This is a genomic window from Streptomyces brasiliensis (assembly GCF_014647875.1).
Taxonomy (GTDB): Bacteria; Actinomycetota; Actinomycetes; order Streptomycetales; family Streptomycetaceae; genus Streptomyces; species Streptomyces brasiliensis.
The window spans coordinates 1-13438 of sequence record NZ_BMQA01000119.1 but is presented as its reverse complement, the minus strand read 5'-3'; the positions used below and the strand labels follow the sequence as shown (position 1 = coordinate 13438).

Below are 13438 nucleotides of genomic sequence, written 5' to 3'. Positions count from 1 at the left end.
GGTCGATCACCTCGAAGTCCAGGACCTCGCACCAAAAGGCCGCGAGCCTCTCCGGATCGTTCCAGTCAACGGCCAACTCGGTGAACCTGCTTGTCATGACTCCCCCATGCGTCGGACGGCGGGGTGGTGACCTGGTGTCGGACAGAGGTGAAGCCCCTGGTAGGAACAGGTCTGCGAAGATCGCGTTCCGTACGACCAGAGGCTCCACGTGACGTCCAGTATCACCTATACCGCTGTGCTCGATGTCCGCAGGGCAACCGCCGAGCATCTCGCGAAGCTGCTGCGCGGGCACCGCGAGCGGCTCGGAACCCGCAGGGGCACCCGCGCGCTGGGCGTCTTCAAGCAGGCGGTGCTGGTGCTGCGCTGGTTCGTCGACGGCACCCGGCTGGTCCAGCTCGCCCGGGACAACGACATCTCGGTGCCGACCGCGTACCGCTACCTGCATGAGGGGCTGACCGTGCTCGCCGACCACGCGCCCGATCTGTCCACCGCGCTGGAGCGGGCCGCGGCGGCCGGGTACACCCATCTGAACCTGGACGGCACCGTGATCCGCACGGACCGTGTCGGGGCCGCCGGCCCGAACGGCGCCGATCTTTGGTGGTCTGGGAAACACAAGCATCATGGCGGGAACGTGCAGGTCATCTCGGCCCCGGACGGCTGGCCGCTGTGGGTCTCCCCGGTCCGGCCGGGCCGCGAGCACGACACCACCTGCGCCCGCGCCCACGGCCTGGTCGACGCCCTGAACCGGCTGGCCGCCACCCTGGGCGTCCCCACCCTGACCGACCTCGGCTACGAGAACGCCGCAGACGGCCTCCGCCACCCGGTCAAGAAGCCCAAAAGCGGCGAACTCGCCGAGTCTGACAGGGCGTTCAATGCCGTGATCCGGGGCGTCCATGCCGTCGCCGAGCGCGCCAACGCCCTGCTGAAGGTCACCTTCAAGGCCCTGCGTAGAGTCAGCCTCGACCCTGCGGCCATCACCCGGATCGCCCGAGCCTCCCTCGTCCTGCTCCAGATTGAGCACGGACGCACCACCTGACCCAAGATCACAAACCGTCATGAGACGTTACCGAGAAGGGTTCACTGAGCTCGCGCCACCTTCATGCCGGACACCGCCAGACCAGTAGACAGGTTCCCGTCTGGCTTGTCCCAGGACAGCATTGAGGCCCTGGTTTTGATGTCGTCTAAGCTTTACGACACGTCATCAGCGGTTCACTTGCGTTCGCCTTCTCAGCCCATACCTGCCGCATTCCGTATGGCTTTTCCATGACGCTCACCACCACGGCTCATTCACCGCAGCAGCTCATGGTGGTTTGGCACCTGCACCTGCATGTCGATGCCGAAGGACCTACCTTCATCTCCACAACAGCATGGCGATTGTTCGACTTCTGTCTTCTACATCAGAACCTCACAATCGCCTTCTGGACACACCAACGCCCTCGCCGAATCATTCTGGCAGGGACTCAAAAGGGAGACGATGCACCGGAGGCTGTTCTCAATGATGAGTCAGGCGAGACTGGAGATCTTCCAGTGGCTGACCTACTACAACTCCCGACGGCGTCACAGTGCCCTCGACTACCTCTCGCCAGCCGAGTTCGAACGACGGCACCAGCGAGAACGTAAACTCACACTCGCAGCATGAACCCCTGTGTCCACACTCCGGGGGGCGCCTCATGAGGGCGACGCCCCCCAGTGGGGCGCCGCCCTCGGGCGTTGTGGCGGGCGGCCGGTCAGCGGCAGTTGACCCACTTGTTGGACTTGATGTAGTGGATGGTGCTGCCGGTCTGCTTGTATCCCCTCGGGACGATTCCGCTGGATCCGCCGTAGTTCTTCTTCGCGTACCACTTGAAGTCACAGGACTTGCCGTGGTTGTACCACGACCTGAAGCTCTGGAAGACCGGGTACTTGGTCAGGTTTGCGTTCTTCCCTGCGACCTTTTGCATATGGCCGGTGTAGTTCTTCCCAGACCAGACGCAGAACCAGCCCGACGGGCAGGACGATGCCGCCTGCGGCGTGGCCCCCGCCGCGCTGGCGGCACCCGCGCTTCCGGCCAGCAGGCCACCGGTCAGCACGATGCCGCCGGCCATGGCGGCGAGCTTCCTAGTCATGTGCATGCTCTTACCCCCTGTGAGACATGAGTGAGCCGACCGCACCGGCCAGCTCGCCAATAAGACTGCATGACGGGACGCAGTGGCCGCCACAGTTGCTGCAGAAATGTCGCAATAACGGGACATCCCATGTGCTGACCCGCTGGAACGCAGCCCTTCGCGTCGGTACGGCGGGATCACCTCGATCGCCAAGCTGCTGTGCCCTGCACGCGTACCTGCGCTGGCGCAACCAGAACACCCGCCACCCCGACATCCTCGCCGCCCAGCGCAAGGAACGGGCCCGCATCCGCAGCGAGAAGGGCATCCGCTGGGGCGGGCGCCCACTCGCCGCCTGATCACACGAGCCTTCCGGGCTACGGGCGTCGTGTCGCAATGATCGCTGAGCTGGTAGGTGTCGTCATTACCTCGGCAGCGTGAAGGGCAGGGTGGGTGAGGTAGAAGAGCCGGAGCTCATCCACCTCGCCGCCGAAGCGGGGCGGCCAGTGGGGCGACGGCGTGAGGTCGTCCAGGATGAGAAGGCCACCAGGGGCAAGCAGCTCGACGACCCGTTGGGGGTCGTCACGCTTGCCCCCACCGTCGCAGACAGGCGGTGCTCGTGAGGTTGCCTGCGGCCGCCGCCTGGTGCTGATTGCCCGGGACGACGGTGATGCCGTCTTGGTACTGGTTGTCCGGGGCAGCGGCGATCCCGTCGGCGTGGATGTTGGCCGGGGCGGCTACCGTGCTGCCGTCGGCGTGGATGTTGGCCGGGGCGGCTACCGTGCTGCCGTCGATGTGCCAGTTGGCTGGGGTGGCGGCGATGGCCGGGCCGGCGGCGGTGACAACGGCAGCGGCCGCAACCGTTGCTGAGACCAGCTGAGAGAGCTTCATCTTGACTCCCGTGTGAGTGCGAATCTGCGTCGAATTAAGCTCCAAAGCCCGGTACTCAGGCTGGCGTCGATTTCGATGGACGCGTCCCCCACATGGTCCAAGGCTTGGCGCAGGTGTCCGGCTTCACCGGCATTGTGATGGTGGGGACCGCATTTGCCTCATGTCTCCTGTCACTGGAACGGGACGGTTTCGGTCACCGCCCTCATCTCACGCGCGCGCCACTACCTCCACACAGAGCGTGGCAGCGCGTTGCGGAGCCGTGTTGGCACTGAGTCCACAGGCATTTGACGACCGGTCCACAGATTTTCCGGCGGGAATGGTCGTCCTGGAACCGTCAGGTCCAGCGCCGTTCGACACATGTGGCGGCTACGATGGCCGCTGGGGGGAATATGATCAAGACGATATTTCGCAGCGAGGATCTACCGCCGGAAGAACGGCTGGTCCGCTTCGACGAGCTCCAGGCCAAGAGCCTTCACCCGATGAGGGTGCGGAGTGACTGGGCAAAGGACTTCCGAGCCACAGCGCGGGAACTGGCCCTCGCGGCCGTCAACGTGGTCGAGCTGACGTGCTCGTCGGCCGATGTACGGCGCACATCGAGGTTGGTCCACGAGTCCGATCCGGAACTGATCTCCGTCATATTCTCCTTGAGCGGAGGCCTCGCGGTGGACCAACTCGGCCGCGATGCGGCACTGGGCCGACACGACTTCGCGGCGTACGACAGCTCACGCCCCTTCGAGCTCCGGATAGCCGCGGGCCAGGACACAGCCACCTTAGTGCGCGCCCATGTGCCCCGGGCGCTGCTACCGCTGCCCCCGAACAAGATCGACCGGATCCTGGCGGTCCGCCTGCCCGGGCAAGAAGGGGTCGGGGCTCTGCTCACGCAATTCTTCACCGGTCTGACCGCCGACACCGCCTCCTACCGGCCGGCCGACGTCCCCCGACTGGACAACGTGGCCCTCGACCTGCTGACGGCGGCGCTCGCCCACCACGTCGACGCCGTCAGCGACGTCCCGCCCGAATCCCACCAACGCACGCTTCTCTTGCGCGTTCAGGCGTTCGTCCAGCAGCACCTGCACGAACCCTGTCTGACCCCGGGCCTTCATCGCCGCCGCGCACCACATCTCCGTCAGCTACCTTCACCGCCTCTTCCAGGATCATGAGACCACCGTCTCGGCATGGATACGCAGCCAGCGCCTGGAGCGCGCTCGTCGCGACCTCGCTGAACCCGCTCTCCGGGCCGTGCCCGTACACCGCATAGCGGCCCGCTGGGGCTTCAGCGACCATGCCACCTTCACCCGCTCGTTCCGTTCCGCCTACGACATCCCGCCCAAGGAATACCGGCAGCAGCACGTCCTGCGCCACCCGGCACGAAGCGGACGGGACCTTTGAGCGTCGCGGGTCTCCCGTCCCCTTCGACGGGTCGCCGGTAGAGGGAGCGGACAGTGGGGTCATCCTCGTACGCGTCGCCGACGAGGAGGGCACGCTGCCCGTCTCACCCAGCTCCAGGCCGATCATGCGGTCGTGCGCTTCCAGGGCGAGCGCGTGGATCTTCTCGGCAATGCCCAGGTGAGCGACGCAGTTCGAGTCGCTCTTCGAGACCGGTAGATAAAGAACAAGCTAAGTACCTGTACCTATATGAGTGAGCGTCAGCAGCTGACATCGTACGGACATGCGATCAATCTTCCTTCCGAAGTCCCTGCTGGCGGCCGCGCTCGGCGGCATCGTCGTCCTGACCGGTTTCGGCGCGCAGAACGCCACCGCCGCTCCAGCCCCTGCGGTCAACGTCGCCGCGACGAGTGCGGAGATGCAGTTCTTCGAGTTGGCCGACCTCATCTCCCAGAGCTGCGCTCCAGACGTCCCCAGCAGCACCACCGCCGTGGCCTCGGCTTCCACACCCGACACCACCGCAGCGGAACCGATCGACTCCCCCCAGCCCGTCCTGGTCGATCCGGTACCGCTGACCGCGGAAGAGAAATGCGCTGCCGAGAGACACCAACAGCGCATCAGCAAGGCCTTCTCGGGCACCCGCACGGCCACATTCGAGGAGATGCAGGCAAAGCTGACGAGCCTGAGCTACCCGGCGGCGCGGATCTACCGCATGCCGGACTTCTCGGGCAAGCCCGTGGCAAGGCTCGACCTGCGCGTGGGTGCTGAACACCTGGCTCTGCAGGTCACCGCTACCTACCTGGGCGTGATGGTCGAGGCGTTCGGCGCCCCGGACGGCGTGAGCGTGACCGACGTGCGCCTGGTACCGGAGCTGGACGCGCCCACGTTCTGAGGCCGTGGCGACGCCCCGCCGGGGCCGTGCCACCCGGGTTGCTCCGGGTGAGGCGGCTCCGGGGGTTGCCCCTACGGGATCCGTCAAGGACCAGGTCGCCGAAGATGAACAGCAGCGGCTCGTACAGCGCCACGTCGACCTGCTCGCCTGATGGCCATGCGGAAACGCAAGACTCTCGTGGTCTGTGAACGCTGCCATTAGGACATCTACGTGGGACGGAGTACTGCCCCTGCCCGAAAATGATTACTGGAAAGCGGTATGCCGGGAAAACGCCAAGCTTAAGGACCCGGTCAGGCCCGCTGCCCGCCGAGCATCACCACGAGCAGGCGGCAGCCGTGCTTGGTGCTCCAGGCGTAGCTGGTGCCGGCCACGAGCACGCAGTTGCCGGGGCCGAGAGTCCGGGTGCCCTCGTCGACACTGAAGTCCACGGCGCCCTGCACGACCGTCGAGAAGTCGACGCTCTCGGAGCAGTGCAGCTGGTAGCTCCAGCCGGGCGGGAACTCCACGACCTCAAGGTGGTCTCGCCCTCCGCCGGCGCCACCTCCATCAGCTCACCCGTCGCCTGCGGCGGGGCGGCGCAACGGAGGGCCGGCCCCACACCCCGATGCGGCAACAATCCCCTCACCGCCCGGCAACGACCACCTCCCACCCGCCTAGCGAAGCTCGGACTCGCGTAGCCCCTGGGCCAGCCGGTGAACACGGCCTCGGGACTGGACATCGGTACAGCGGTTATCGGTGAGAACGATCATGGTCAGCTAGCACACTGTTCCACTTCGCCGCCGGGGTTCGCTGAAACGCCTCCGGGCCTGCTCCGGGGTGATTACGGTCCGGCTCGTGCCGGTGGAATTCCTGAGTGATGAGCAGGCCCAGGGACGTTCGCCGAGGAGCCGACGAGGCCCGAGCTGGAGCGGTTCTTCTTCCTGGACGACGTCGACCGGGACCTGATCGCCCTGCGGCGGACGAAGCACCACCAGCTTGGCTTCGCGCTCCAGATGTGCACGGTGCGGTACGTCGACCTGTTCCTGGAGGACCCGCTCGCGGTGCCGTGGCCGGTGGTCGACCACCTCGCCGCGCTCTCCGGTCTTGACCCCCACCCTGTCGAGGTTCAGCCCCGCCGTGACCGGGCGGCGGCCGGTGGCGACCAGCAGTTGCTCGGCCCGCAGCTCGGTGGGGGCGCTGCCGCGGCCGGCGGTGAGGGTGTAGCCGTGCCCGTCGCGGCGGACGGCGGTCAGGGCCGTGCCGGTGTACACGGCGATGCCCTCGCCCGTGAAGACCTCCTCGATCGCGGCGGAGACCTCGGGCTCCTCGAAGGGGGCGAGGCGGTTCAGGGCCTCGATCACGCTCACGCGGGTGCCGAGGCGGGCGAAGAGCTGGGCCTGCTCCAGGCCGACCGCGTTGCCGCCGACCACCATCCTGTTGGAAGCCGCGAAATGGGACGCGATGGCCGCGATGGCCGCCGTCCGCGGCTTCGTGTGCGAGCACCTGGACGACCGGGACGCGGTCGCGATCTTGGATGAGTCCGGGCAGGCGTCGGCCTGGTCAGCGGGGTAGCGGCGAGGAGGCGCGGGGGACGGCGGCGAAACGGCTGACGTGCAGCCAGGTGGGCAGGGCGCGGCAGGACGGGCGGTCGCCGGTGAGGCGGAGGGACTCGGTCTGGAGGGCGGCCGACCAGGTCAGGTCGCCCATCCAGATCCGGGTGAGGGTGGACACGTCGGTGTCCAGCCAGATGGTCACCGGTCGGCCGGGGTCGGTGTCGCAGACGTCGGCGCCCTCGGAGCGGGACAGTACCAGCCACCAGTGCTCCTGACCGGCCGAGGCGTCCGCGAAGTGCAGTTGGATCGTGGCCGGGCGCTCGGGCATCCGCTCCGAGTCGGACTCGCGGCCGATGTCGAGCATCAGCAGTGCCGGGTCATACTCCTCCGGCCGGACCTCCTGCATCCAGCGGACGCCCCATGCGCCCATCAGCTCCAGGATCGGGCGCAGCTCCTCGCCCGCAGCGGTCAGCTGGTAGCGGGCCTCGCCGCCGAGCAGGTGGCGCTGGACGAGTCCGGCCCGTTGGAGTTGGCGCAGCCGGGTGGCCAGCAGCGTCGGGGACATCCGGGGCACGGCTCGCGCGATGGCGTTGAACCGGTCCTGGCCCCACAGCAGTTCGCGGATGATGAGCAGCGTCCAGCGCTCCGTGCCGCCCGTCCCGACGGCGCCCCGATTTACATCATCTTGGACAACCTCTCCGCCCACACCGGCGCCGATATCCGCCGATGGGCGAAGAAGAACAAGGTCGAACTGTGCTTCACCCCGACCTACGCCTCCTGGGCCAACCCGATCGAGGCCCACTTCGGCCCGCTGCGCCAGTTCACCCTGGCCAACTCCAACCACCCCAATCACCCGGCGCAAACCCAGGCACTGCACCGCTACCTGCACTGGCGCAACGCCAACGCCCGCCACCCCGACGTCCTCGCCGCACAGCGCAAGGAACTCGCCCGCATCCGCAGCGAGAAAGGCATCCGCTGGGGCGGACGCGCTCTCCTCCCGACGGCGGCCTGACCACCACCAGGTGTCAGGTCGGCTCCGCCTGCGCGGGCCAGTTCGGGGAGCGGCCCAGGAGCTGGAGTATCCACTCAAGCCGCCCGGCCATGTCCCCCGTCTCCAAAGCAGGCTGGAACTGGGCGTCCTCGCGCTCTCGGGCCGTTCCGGTGGGGACCTGCTCGGCAATGGGCAGCACGGCCGCCAGCAGGTCCGCATCGAACTCGGCGCGGACGCCGATCGAGACGGCCACGTCCCAGCCGTGGACCACGTAGTCCAGCAGGTGGAAGCCGATCGCCTGCCGTGCGGGAAACATCTGGCCGCCGCGGATCTCCGGCAGCCACAGCGAGCGCGTCAGCACGTCCGGTTCCGCGAACGCGGCCGCAACCTCGCCGGCCGACGCGGCGAACACGCCCGCCGGATCGACGCCGACCGACCGGTCCGCCCACACGCCGCGATCGACGGTCTCACCCCGGGCCGCCGCCGCGAAGCCGTAGTTCTGGCCCGTCATATGAGCCAGTAACTGTCCAAGTGTCCACTGCGCGCACGGCGTAGGCCGGCCGAGCATGCTGACGTCGACCTGGTTCACGACCGATTCGGCGATCTCCAGCGCGCGTGCGTCCAATTCACGGATGTCAATCATGCCGCCAACCGTACCCACCGGGTACGACAGCACCCATGTCCAAGCCGAACCGGTGAACCTTCCCGGTCACAGCACTAGCCGCCGTCCACAGGACGGGTGTGGAACGGTCTGCACATGACCCAGGGCACCAAGGGCGCCGCGAAGGCCCGCACGACCAGCAAGCCGCTCAAGAAGGCGGACCTGCCGATCCGCGTTCCGCTGATCCACGGAGAGACGACCGCCTCCTACCTGGCCCGCACCGCAGCCGCTAACGGCATCGAGGCCGGCCAACTGCTCAAGGCGCTGCATCAAGGCCGCCTGCCCCGCGCCACCTTCGCGCCGCCCCGCCCAAACCTCGAGGAGGCCCGGCTCAGTCCGGAGGCCGTCGCCCGCCTGGCGGTGCTTGTGGAACGCGACGAAGACCAGTTGCGCCGCGCCCTCCCCGGCCTGCACCCGAGCAAGCTGCTGGCCGCTGCCGGAGCCGAAGTACGCGTCACCGCCTGGTCGGACGAGCCGGGCGAAGGGCCGCTCAAGGCGTGCCCGCTGTGCCTGGAAGACGGGGCCTGGCTCGTGGCGTCCGGGCACCGCTGGCGGCCGTGCGCCTGCGGACGGCGCTGGCAGTGCGGCGACGACCACGGCTACCTGATCGACACCACACCCCTGCCGGAGATCGGCCGTGCCCTCCAGCAGCACCGCGCTTTCGACCACCGGCTGGGCCCGGCCGGGGACGCCTTGGTCGCCGACGCCCACCAGGTGACGCTGTGGTGGTGGGTGTCCAAGCAGTTCGCCCGCGACCTTTGGCGGCAGCGCGAGGACGAGCTGGGCGTCGGCCCGCGGCTGCGGCGCAGACAGGCAGCCCCGGCGGTCGTCTACCCCGAGGCTGTGCGCCTGGCCGCCGCGATGAACGACTGGGAGACCAGCCGCGCCGCCTCCCCCGATGCCTCCGCCCGCGACTGGCTGGCCGACGTCGCCGACCGCTTCAAGCAGCCGGGCGTGGTCGACGGACGCGAGAGCCAGCCGCTGCGGTACTGGCTGGACCTCCACACCCCACAGCCTGCGCGGCCCGCCGGGCGCCGCATGACCGAGCGCCGCTGGAACCTGCTCCCCGGCCTCCACCACCGCCCCGCCGAACACGGCCCGTTCCAGGCGAACTCGTGCCTGCGCTGGGTGTACGGCCTGCCGCTCACCTCCGTCACCGAGGTCTGCCCGTACTGCGGCGCCAACGCCCCAACCTGCCGGTGGGTCCCCTCCCCCGACTGCCCCGAACGTCCGGCAGAAGATCAACACCCATAGGGGAGCCGATCTTGCAGGCAGAACAGTGATGGCCCGCGCTACGGCGCGGGGGGCGCCTCCTCGGCGAGGCGGGCGACGGCCTCGGCGAACATCCGCTGGTCGGCCGTGTAGTGGCGGGCCCGGGTCCACCAGAACGCGAAGAACTGACGCTGCACCGGGACGGTCAGCGCGACCAGCAGCTCCCGCTTGGTGGCCTCCTCCCGCTCCGACAGCACGACGCCCCGGGCGTTGGCCGCATAGGCGACGGCAAAGTCCTTGTGCCGCTGCAAGGGCCAGCTGCCGGCGTACGTGAAGACCAGCTAACTCAGTCTCCACGAAACCCGGGGCTTGACAAGCCTCCAGCCCGACGGCCGCACCGCACGCGTCACTGTCCAGCGCACCGGCCGCGGCTTGGCATGGAGTGGGCGTAGGGCGACGCGCCCGGTCACGGCGACCGGCCGCGCACGGCGCACGACGAGCAGGAGATCGCCGTGATGCAGCGGGCGATGGCGGCGGGCGAGCCGGTCGGCTCGATCGTCGTCCGTTACAACGCCCACCTGGCGGAGCGTGCCGTGCCCGAGTGGCAGGCAACGCTGGACGCCCTCCAGGAGCTTCCAAAGATCGGCGCCGCTGGGCCGGTCGGCTACTTCGGCATCAGCATGGGCACCGAGCGGCGCGTGTGATCGCTGAGCTGCACGTATGGGGCGATCACCGGGCGGCCCCCCGGGCGCGGGCAAGGACGGGCAGCGCGGCGGCCAGAGTGAGGGCAGCGGTGCCGGAGACCAGCAGCGGAACCTGCCCGTCGCTGCCCCAGGCCAGCCCCGCCCACACGCCGGCGAGCAGGACGGCGACGCCGGTGGCGCCCTGGTACAGGCCCTGGGCGGTGCCCTGTTGGTGATCGGGGACGAGGGTGGAGATCCAGGCTTTGCCGACGCCGTCGGTGCAGGCGTTGAAGCCGCCGTACAGCGGTAGCACTACGAACACCGCCCACGGAGCGTGGATCAGGCCGAGACCCAGGTAGCCGGTGGCGAAGAACACCAGCCCGGCGGCGAACACCAGCGGGCGAGGAAGCCGGTCCGACAGGGCCCCTGCCGGGTAGCTGAGGGCGGCGTAGGCGAGGTTGTAGAGCGCGTAAGCCCCGACCACCCCGGCGGTGGTCAGGCCGAGGTCATGGGCGCGCAGCAGGAGCAGCGCGTCGGGGAAGTTGACCAGGTTGAACACGGTCAGCGCTGCCAGCACCCGCCAGTACGGGCCGGGCAGGGCGCGCCATGGCACACGGGTGGCCGACTCGCGGCCGGTGCCCGCACCTGCGGTGTGCCGGGGGTCGCGGACGGCGGCGACCAGGGCGACCGAGGCGATGGCGGGGATGACGGCGATCCAGAACAGCGGGCGCAGACGGTGGTCCAGCGTCTCATAGAGGGCCAGACCGACGAGCGGGCCGACAACGGCTCCGGCGGTGTCGGCGGCCCGGTGCAGCCCGAAGACCTTGCCGCGCTGCCTGTTGGGGATGCCGTTGACGAGGAGGGCGTCGCGGGGTGCGCCGCGCAGGCCCTTGCCGAGCCGGTCGACCACCCGGGCGACGAGGATCAGCGGCCACACGGTGGCGAGTGCGATGAGCAGCTTGCCCAGCGCCGCGAGGCCGTAGCCGGCGCCGATGAGCGGGCGGCGGGCGAAGGTGTCCGCTAGGCGTCCGGCGGCCACCTTGGTCACCGAGGCAGCGCCCTCAGCCAGGCCCTCGATCGCGCCGACGGCGGCAGGCGGGGCCCCGAGAACGGTGGTCAGGAAGATCGGCAGGATCGGGTAGAGCAGTTCGCTGGCGGCGTCTTGGAGGAAGGAGACCCCGCACAGCACCTTGACGTTGCGGGTCAGCCACGCCGGACCGCGTCCGGCGGCCCGCGGTGGTGCGGTGGCGGGGTCGGTCACGGATGCAGCACTTCCAGGAAGCGGCCGAGCGCCGCGGCGGGCACGGCTGCCATCCAACGGCTTTCCGGCCAGGCGCTCTGCAATGTCCTCACATGCCCAGCTGGCCCCATCGGCGGCTCGGCCAGGAATTCCAGCCGGGTGATCATGAGAGAGCAGGCGCAACGGCCACTCTGTCCCAAGCGACGCACGTCCCTTGTCCGGCAGAGAAGACTTCGCTCACCACGATGGCAGAGCCGCGCACACCATGCATGCCGTGACGGCGAAGTGGCTCCCGTCCGGGTGCGTGCGAGGCCGGGCAACGATCGGGGCCCGGCCGCAGTGTGCGGACGGGCCCCGTGATCGAGCGCCGGGCAGGCCTTGCACCTGCATCTCCCCGCAGGAAGCGGGGCGTCTTTCCTAGGACCACCAACGCAGCACCAGCTCACCGGAGTTCCGGCGGCCAGCTCAAGATCAAGTTTAGCGTACTGGGGTCGACGCTTCCTGGCCCGAACCTCGGTGTCACGGACCGGTCCGGGCCAGGCGCGGCCATGTCGCAGGCCGGCCCGACCCGGTGCACGGTGGAAGCATGGTTTCCGCACAGCAACGCCTGGCATGGTCGTGGCACCCGAGCCGCCTCGTGTTGCTGGTCCCTCTCGGGCTCATCGCGGTGATCGTGGTGGCCGACGACGTGTCGTCGTCGGACATCGTTCTCGGCCCCCTGCTCGTGATGGCGCCCGCGGTCGCGGCCTGGTTCGAGGGCCCTGTGGCCACGGCGGCTGTGGGAGGCACGGCAGTGGTGGCCCAGGGGTTCATCGGCTGGCGCTCCGGCATGCTCGGGTCACGGAACGTACTGGTGCAGATGATCGCCCTGGCCGTGCTCTCCCTGCTGATCGTGGTCTTCTGCGTGATCCGTGACCGGCGCGCCCGTGAGCTGGCGCAGGTGCGGTCCGTCGCCGAGGCCGCCCAGCGCGTTCTGCTGTGGCCGCTGCCCGGCCGGCTCGGCACCCTGCAACTCGCCTCCGTCTACCTGGCCGCCGAGGAAGAGGCCGAGATCGGCGGCGACCTGTACGCGGCCGCCCGCAGCCGGAACAGCACCTGGCTCGTCATCGGCGATGTACGCGGCAAGGGCCTGCCGGCCATCGGCGAAGCGGCTCTCCTGCTCGGCGCGTTCCGCGAGGCCGCGCACCATCACGACAGCCTGCCCGCACTGGCCGCCTCCCTGGAGCAGAGTGTCACCCGCTACCTCGCGGACTTCGAGCCCACGGACGAGGCGGATGAGCACTTCGTCACCGCTCTCCTGCTGGAGATCCCCGACACCGACCCCGTCGCCCGTATCACCAGCTGCGGCCACCCGGCACCCCTCCTGCTCCGTCCCGGCCACTGCGTGACCGTCCCCGACCTGGCGCCCACACCTCCACTGGGAATCGGTCTGACCCGATTCGACAACGTCACGGTCGAGGTACTGCCCTTCGCAGCCGACGACACGCTGCTGCTGCACACCGACGGCGTCGTCGAAGCCCGCGACCGCACCGGCGCCTTCTACCCACTCACCGAGCGGGTTGCCCAGTGGGCGGGGCAGCCACCCGAGACCTTGATCCACCACATCCACCGCGACCTGCTCGACCACGCCAGCGGACGCCTGGGCGACGACGCCGCCCTCATCGCCATCCGCCGTGCCCCACCCCGCAACCGCCCGTCGCTGCCAACACAGACAGCGGCCGACCTCCACCTCACACACGCTTGTTCAGTCGACGCAGCTCGGCAACGGAAACCCTGAGGCTGAACCGCGGCTCGACGCCGGCTGGCGACAATCGGGTAGGAGGGCCGGGTCGCCCGGCCCTCCTCCCACACCACCGGACATGCGGGTCA

The 13438-nt window shown here is 69.1% G+C and carries 15 protein-coding genes and 10 pseudogenes; 13 read left to right on the top strand and 12 right to left on the bottom strand.

Annotation, left to right across the window (positions count from 1 at the left end; genetic code table 11):
* Nucleotides 1–97: pseudogene (locus IEZ19_RS52260) on the bottom strand (VOC family protein); the annotation flags it as partial.
* 111 nt (nucleotides 98–208) lie between these two features.
* On the opposite strand from IEZ19_RS52260, the gene IEZ19_RS47505 reads away from it, so the two are divergent.
* Both IEZ19_RS47505 and IEZ19_RS47500 read left to right on the top strand, forming a co-directional pair.
* A complete protein-coding gene (locus IEZ19_RS47505; protein ID WP_189317592.1) occupies nucleotides 209–1036 on the top strand; it encodes an HARBI1 family protein in 828 nt (275 codons plus the stop codon).
* A 381-nt stretch (nucleotides 1037–1417) separates the two neighbouring features.
* A pseudogene (locus IEZ19_RS47500) lies at nucleotides 1418–1639 on the top strand (integrase core domain-containing protein); the annotation flags it as partial.
* 88 nt (nucleotides 1640–1727) lie between these two features.
* Here IEZ19_RS47500 and IEZ19_RS47495 read toward each other — a convergent pair.
* Entirely contained in the window at nucleotides 1728–2105 is a 378-nt protein-coding gene (locus tag IEZ19_RS47495; protein WP_229841659.1) for a peptidase inhibitor family I36 protein, read from the bottom strand.
* A gap of 200 nt (nucleotides 2106–2305) precedes the next feature.
* Between IEZ19_RS47495 and IEZ19_RS47490 the strand changes: the two are divergent.
* A pseudogene (locus tag IEZ19_RS47490) lies at nucleotides 2306–2440 on the top strand (integrase); the annotation flags it as partial.
* 18 nt (nucleotides 2441–2458) lie between these two features.
* Here IEZ19_RS47490 and IEZ19_RS52255 read toward each other — a convergent pair.
* Nucleotides 2459–2686: pseudogene (locus tag IEZ19_RS52255) on the bottom strand (transferase); the annotation flags it as partial.
* Nucleotides 2664–2972: a hypothetical protein gene (locus IEZ19_RS47485; RefSeq protein ID WP_189317589.1), complete on the bottom strand. Its 309-nt coding sequence runs from the start codon at nucleotides 2970–2972 to the stop codon at nucleotides 2664–2666. The gene IEZ19_RS47485 and the pseudogene IEZ19_RS52255, both read right to left, overlap by 23 nt.
* Before the next feature lie 389 nt (nucleotides 2973–3361).
* On the opposite strand from IEZ19_RS47485, the gene IEZ19_RS47480 reads away from it, so the two are divergent.
* Together IEZ19_RS47480 and IEZ19_RS52250 are read left to right on the top strand one after the other, a co-directional pair.
* Entirely contained in the window at nucleotides 3362–4132 is a 771-nt protein-coding gene (locus IEZ19_RS47480) for an AraC-like ligand-binding domain-containing protein (protein ID WP_229841658.1), read from the top strand.
* Complete coding sequence (locus IEZ19_RS52250) at nucleotides 4074–4361, top strand: helix-turn-helix transcriptional regulator (protein WP_308429099.1); 288 nt, start codon at nucleotides 4074–4076, stop codon at nucleotides 4359–4361. Before IEZ19_RS47480 ends, IEZ19_RS52250 begins: the two co-directional genes overlap by 59 nt.
* A gap of 102 nt (nucleotides 4362–4463) precedes the next feature.
* On the opposite strand, the pseudogene IEZ19_RS54050 reads toward IEZ19_RS52250, so the two are convergent.
* Nucleotides 4464–4553, bottom strand: a pseudogene (locus tag IEZ19_RS54050) (IS5/IS1182 family transposase); the annotation flags it as partial.
* An 88-nt stretch (nucleotides 4554–4641) separates the two neighbouring features.
* On the opposite strand from IEZ19_RS54050, the gene IEZ19_RS47475 reads away from it, so the two are divergent.
* The gene (locus IEZ19_RS47475) at nucleotides 4642–5250 is read left to right on the top strand and encodes a hypothetical protein (protein ID WP_189317588.1); all 609 of its coding nucleotides are present in this window, start codon (nucleotides 4642–4644) and stop codon (nucleotides 5248–5250) included.
* A gap of 144 nt (nucleotides 5251–5394) precedes the next feature.
* Nucleotides 5395–5451, top strand: a pseudogene (locus tag IEZ19_RS54045) (HNH endonuclease); the annotation flags it as partial.
* Between the two features lie 89 nt (nucleotides 5452–5540).
* On the opposite strand, the gene IEZ19_RS47470 reads toward IEZ19_RS54045, so the two are convergent.
* The gene (locus IEZ19_RS47470) at nucleotides 5541–5756 is read right to left on the bottom strand and encodes a cupin domain-containing protein (RefSeq protein WP_189317587.1); all 216 of its coding nucleotides are present in this window, start codon (nucleotides 5754–5756) and stop codon (nucleotides 5541–5543) included.
* Nucleotides 5757–6084: 328 nt separating this feature from the next.
* On the opposite strand from IEZ19_RS47470, the pseudogene IEZ19_RS47465 reads away from it, so the two are divergent.
* A pseudogene (locus IEZ19_RS47465) lies at nucleotides 6085–6338 on the top strand (DUF4158 domain-containing protein); the annotation flags it as partial.
* A 24-nt stretch (nucleotides 6339–6362) separates the two neighbouring features.
* On the opposite strand, the pseudogene IEZ19_RS47460 reads toward IEZ19_RS47465, so the two are convergent.
* A pseudogene (locus IEZ19_RS47460) lies at nucleotides 6363–6662 on the bottom strand (FAD-dependent oxidoreductase); the annotation flags it as partial.
* Between the two features lie 4 nt (nucleotides 6663–6666).
* On the opposite strand from IEZ19_RS47460, the gene IEZ19_RS52885 reads away from it, so the two are divergent.
* Nucleotides 6667–6801, top strand: coding sequence for a hypothetical protein (locus IEZ19_RS52885; protein WP_268248785.1), 135 nt, complete (start codon nucleotides 6667–6669; stop codon nucleotides 6799–6801).
* On the opposite strand, the gene IEZ19_RS47455 is transcribed toward IEZ19_RS52885, so the two are convergent.
* A complete protein-coding gene (locus IEZ19_RS47455; RefSeq protein ID WP_189317586.1) occupies nucleotides 6790–7488 on the bottom strand; it encodes a winged helix-turn-helix transcriptional regulator in 699 nt (232 codons plus the stop codon). The genes IEZ19_RS52885 and IEZ19_RS47455 overlap by 12 nt on opposite strands.
* On the opposite strand from IEZ19_RS47455, the pseudogene IEZ19_RS47450 reads away from it, so the two are divergent.
* Nucleotides 7426–7794: pseudogene (locus tag IEZ19_RS47450) on the top strand (transposase); the annotation flags it as partial. The gene IEZ19_RS47455 and the pseudogene IEZ19_RS47450 overlap by 63 nt on opposite strands.
* 13 nt (nucleotides 7795–7807) lie before the next feature.
* Here the strand turns inward: IEZ19_RS47450 and IEZ19_RS47445 are convergent.
* Nucleotides 7808–8416 carry a TIGR03086 family metal-binding protein gene (locus tag IEZ19_RS47445; protein ID WP_189317585.1) on the bottom strand — a complete coding sequence of 203 codons (609 nt, stop codon included), beginning with the start codon at nucleotides 8414–8416 and terminating at the stop codon, nucleotides 7808–7810.
* Nucleotides 8417–8530: 114 nt separating this feature from the next.
* Between IEZ19_RS47445 and IEZ19_RS47440 the strand changes: the two genes are divergently transcribed.
* Nucleotides 8531–9688, top strand: coding sequence for a TniQ family protein (locus IEZ19_RS47440; RefSeq protein WP_189317584.1), 1158 nt, complete (start codon nucleotides 8531–8533; stop codon nucleotides 9686–9688).
* Between the two features lie 38 nt (nucleotides 9689–9726).
* Here IEZ19_RS47440 and IEZ19_RS47435 read toward each other — a convergent pair whose 3' ends face one another.
* A complete protein-coding gene (locus IEZ19_RS47435; RefSeq protein WP_189317583.1) occupies nucleotides 9727–9957 on the bottom strand; it encodes a hypothetical protein in 231 nt (76 codons plus the stop codon).
* Between the two features lie 144 nt (nucleotides 9958–10101).
* Here IEZ19_RS47435 and IEZ19_RS47430 point away from each other — a divergent pair.
* Nucleotides 10102–10335 (top strand): annotated as a pseudogene (locus IEZ19_RS47430) (alpha/beta hydrolase); the annotation flags it as partial.
* 40 nt (nucleotides 10336–10375) lie between these two features.
* On the opposite strand, the gene IEZ19_RS47425 reads toward IEZ19_RS47430, so the two are convergent.
* Together IEZ19_RS47425 and IEZ19_RS47420 are read right to left on the bottom strand one after the other, a co-directional pair.
* Nucleotides 10376–11590: an MFS transporter gene (locus tag IEZ19_RS47425; RefSeq protein ID WP_189317582.1), complete on the bottom strand. Its 1215-nt coding sequence runs from the start codon at nucleotides 11588–11590 to the stop codon at nucleotides 10376–10378.
* Nucleotides 11587–11736, bottom strand: coding sequence for a hypothetical protein (locus IEZ19_RS47420; protein WP_189317581.1), 150 nt, complete (start codon nucleotides 11734–11736; stop codon nucleotides 11587–11589). Before IEZ19_RS47420 ends, IEZ19_RS47425 begins: the two co-directional genes overlap by 4 nt.
* Nucleotides 11737–12155: 419 nt before the next feature.
* Here IEZ19_RS47420 and IEZ19_RS47415 point away from each other — a divergent pair, with 419 nt between their 5' ends.
* Nucleotides 12156–13346: a PP2C family protein-serine/threonine phosphatase gene (locus IEZ19_RS47415; protein WP_189317580.1), complete on the top strand. Its 1191-nt coding sequence runs from the start codon at nucleotides 12156–12158 to the stop codon at nucleotides 13344–13346.
* Nucleotides 13347–13438 lie beyond the last annotated feature (92 nt).

Bases quoted from the DNA above. Each gene is read 5' to 3' on its own strand.
- IEZ19_RS47495 (WP_229841659.1), bottom strand. From the start codon at position 2,105: ATGACTAGGAAGCTCGCCGCCATGGCCGGCGGCATCGTGCTGACCGGT.
- IEZ19_RS47480 (WP_229841658.1), top strand. From the start codon at position 3,362: ATGATCAAGACGATATTTCGCAGCGAGGATCTACCGCCGGAAGAACGG.
- IEZ19_RS47445 (WP_189317585.1), bottom strand. From the start codon at position 8,416: ATGATTGACATCCGTGAATTGGACGCACGCGCGCTGGAGATCGCCGAA.
- IEZ19_RS47485 (WP_189317589.1), bottom strand. From the start codon at position 2,972: ATGAAGCTCTCTCAGCTGGTCTCAGCAACGGTTGCGGCCGCTGCCGTT.
- IEZ19_RS47440 (WP_189317584.1), top strand. From the start codon at position 8,531: ATGACCCAGGGCACCAAGGGCGCCGCGAAGGCCCGCACGACCAGCAAG.
- IEZ19_RS47420 (WP_189317581.1), bottom strand. From the start codon at position 11,736: ATGATCACCCGGCTGGAATTCCTGGCCGAGCCGCCGATGGGGCCAGCT.
- IEZ19_RS47475 (WP_189317588.1), top strand. From the start codon at position 4,642: ATGCGATCAATCTTCCTTCCGAAGTCCCTGCTGGCGGCCGCGCTCGGC.
- IEZ19_RS47415 (WP_189317580.1), top strand. From the start codon at position 12,156: ATGGTTTCCGCACAGCAACGCCTGGCATGGTCGTGGCACCCGAGCCGC.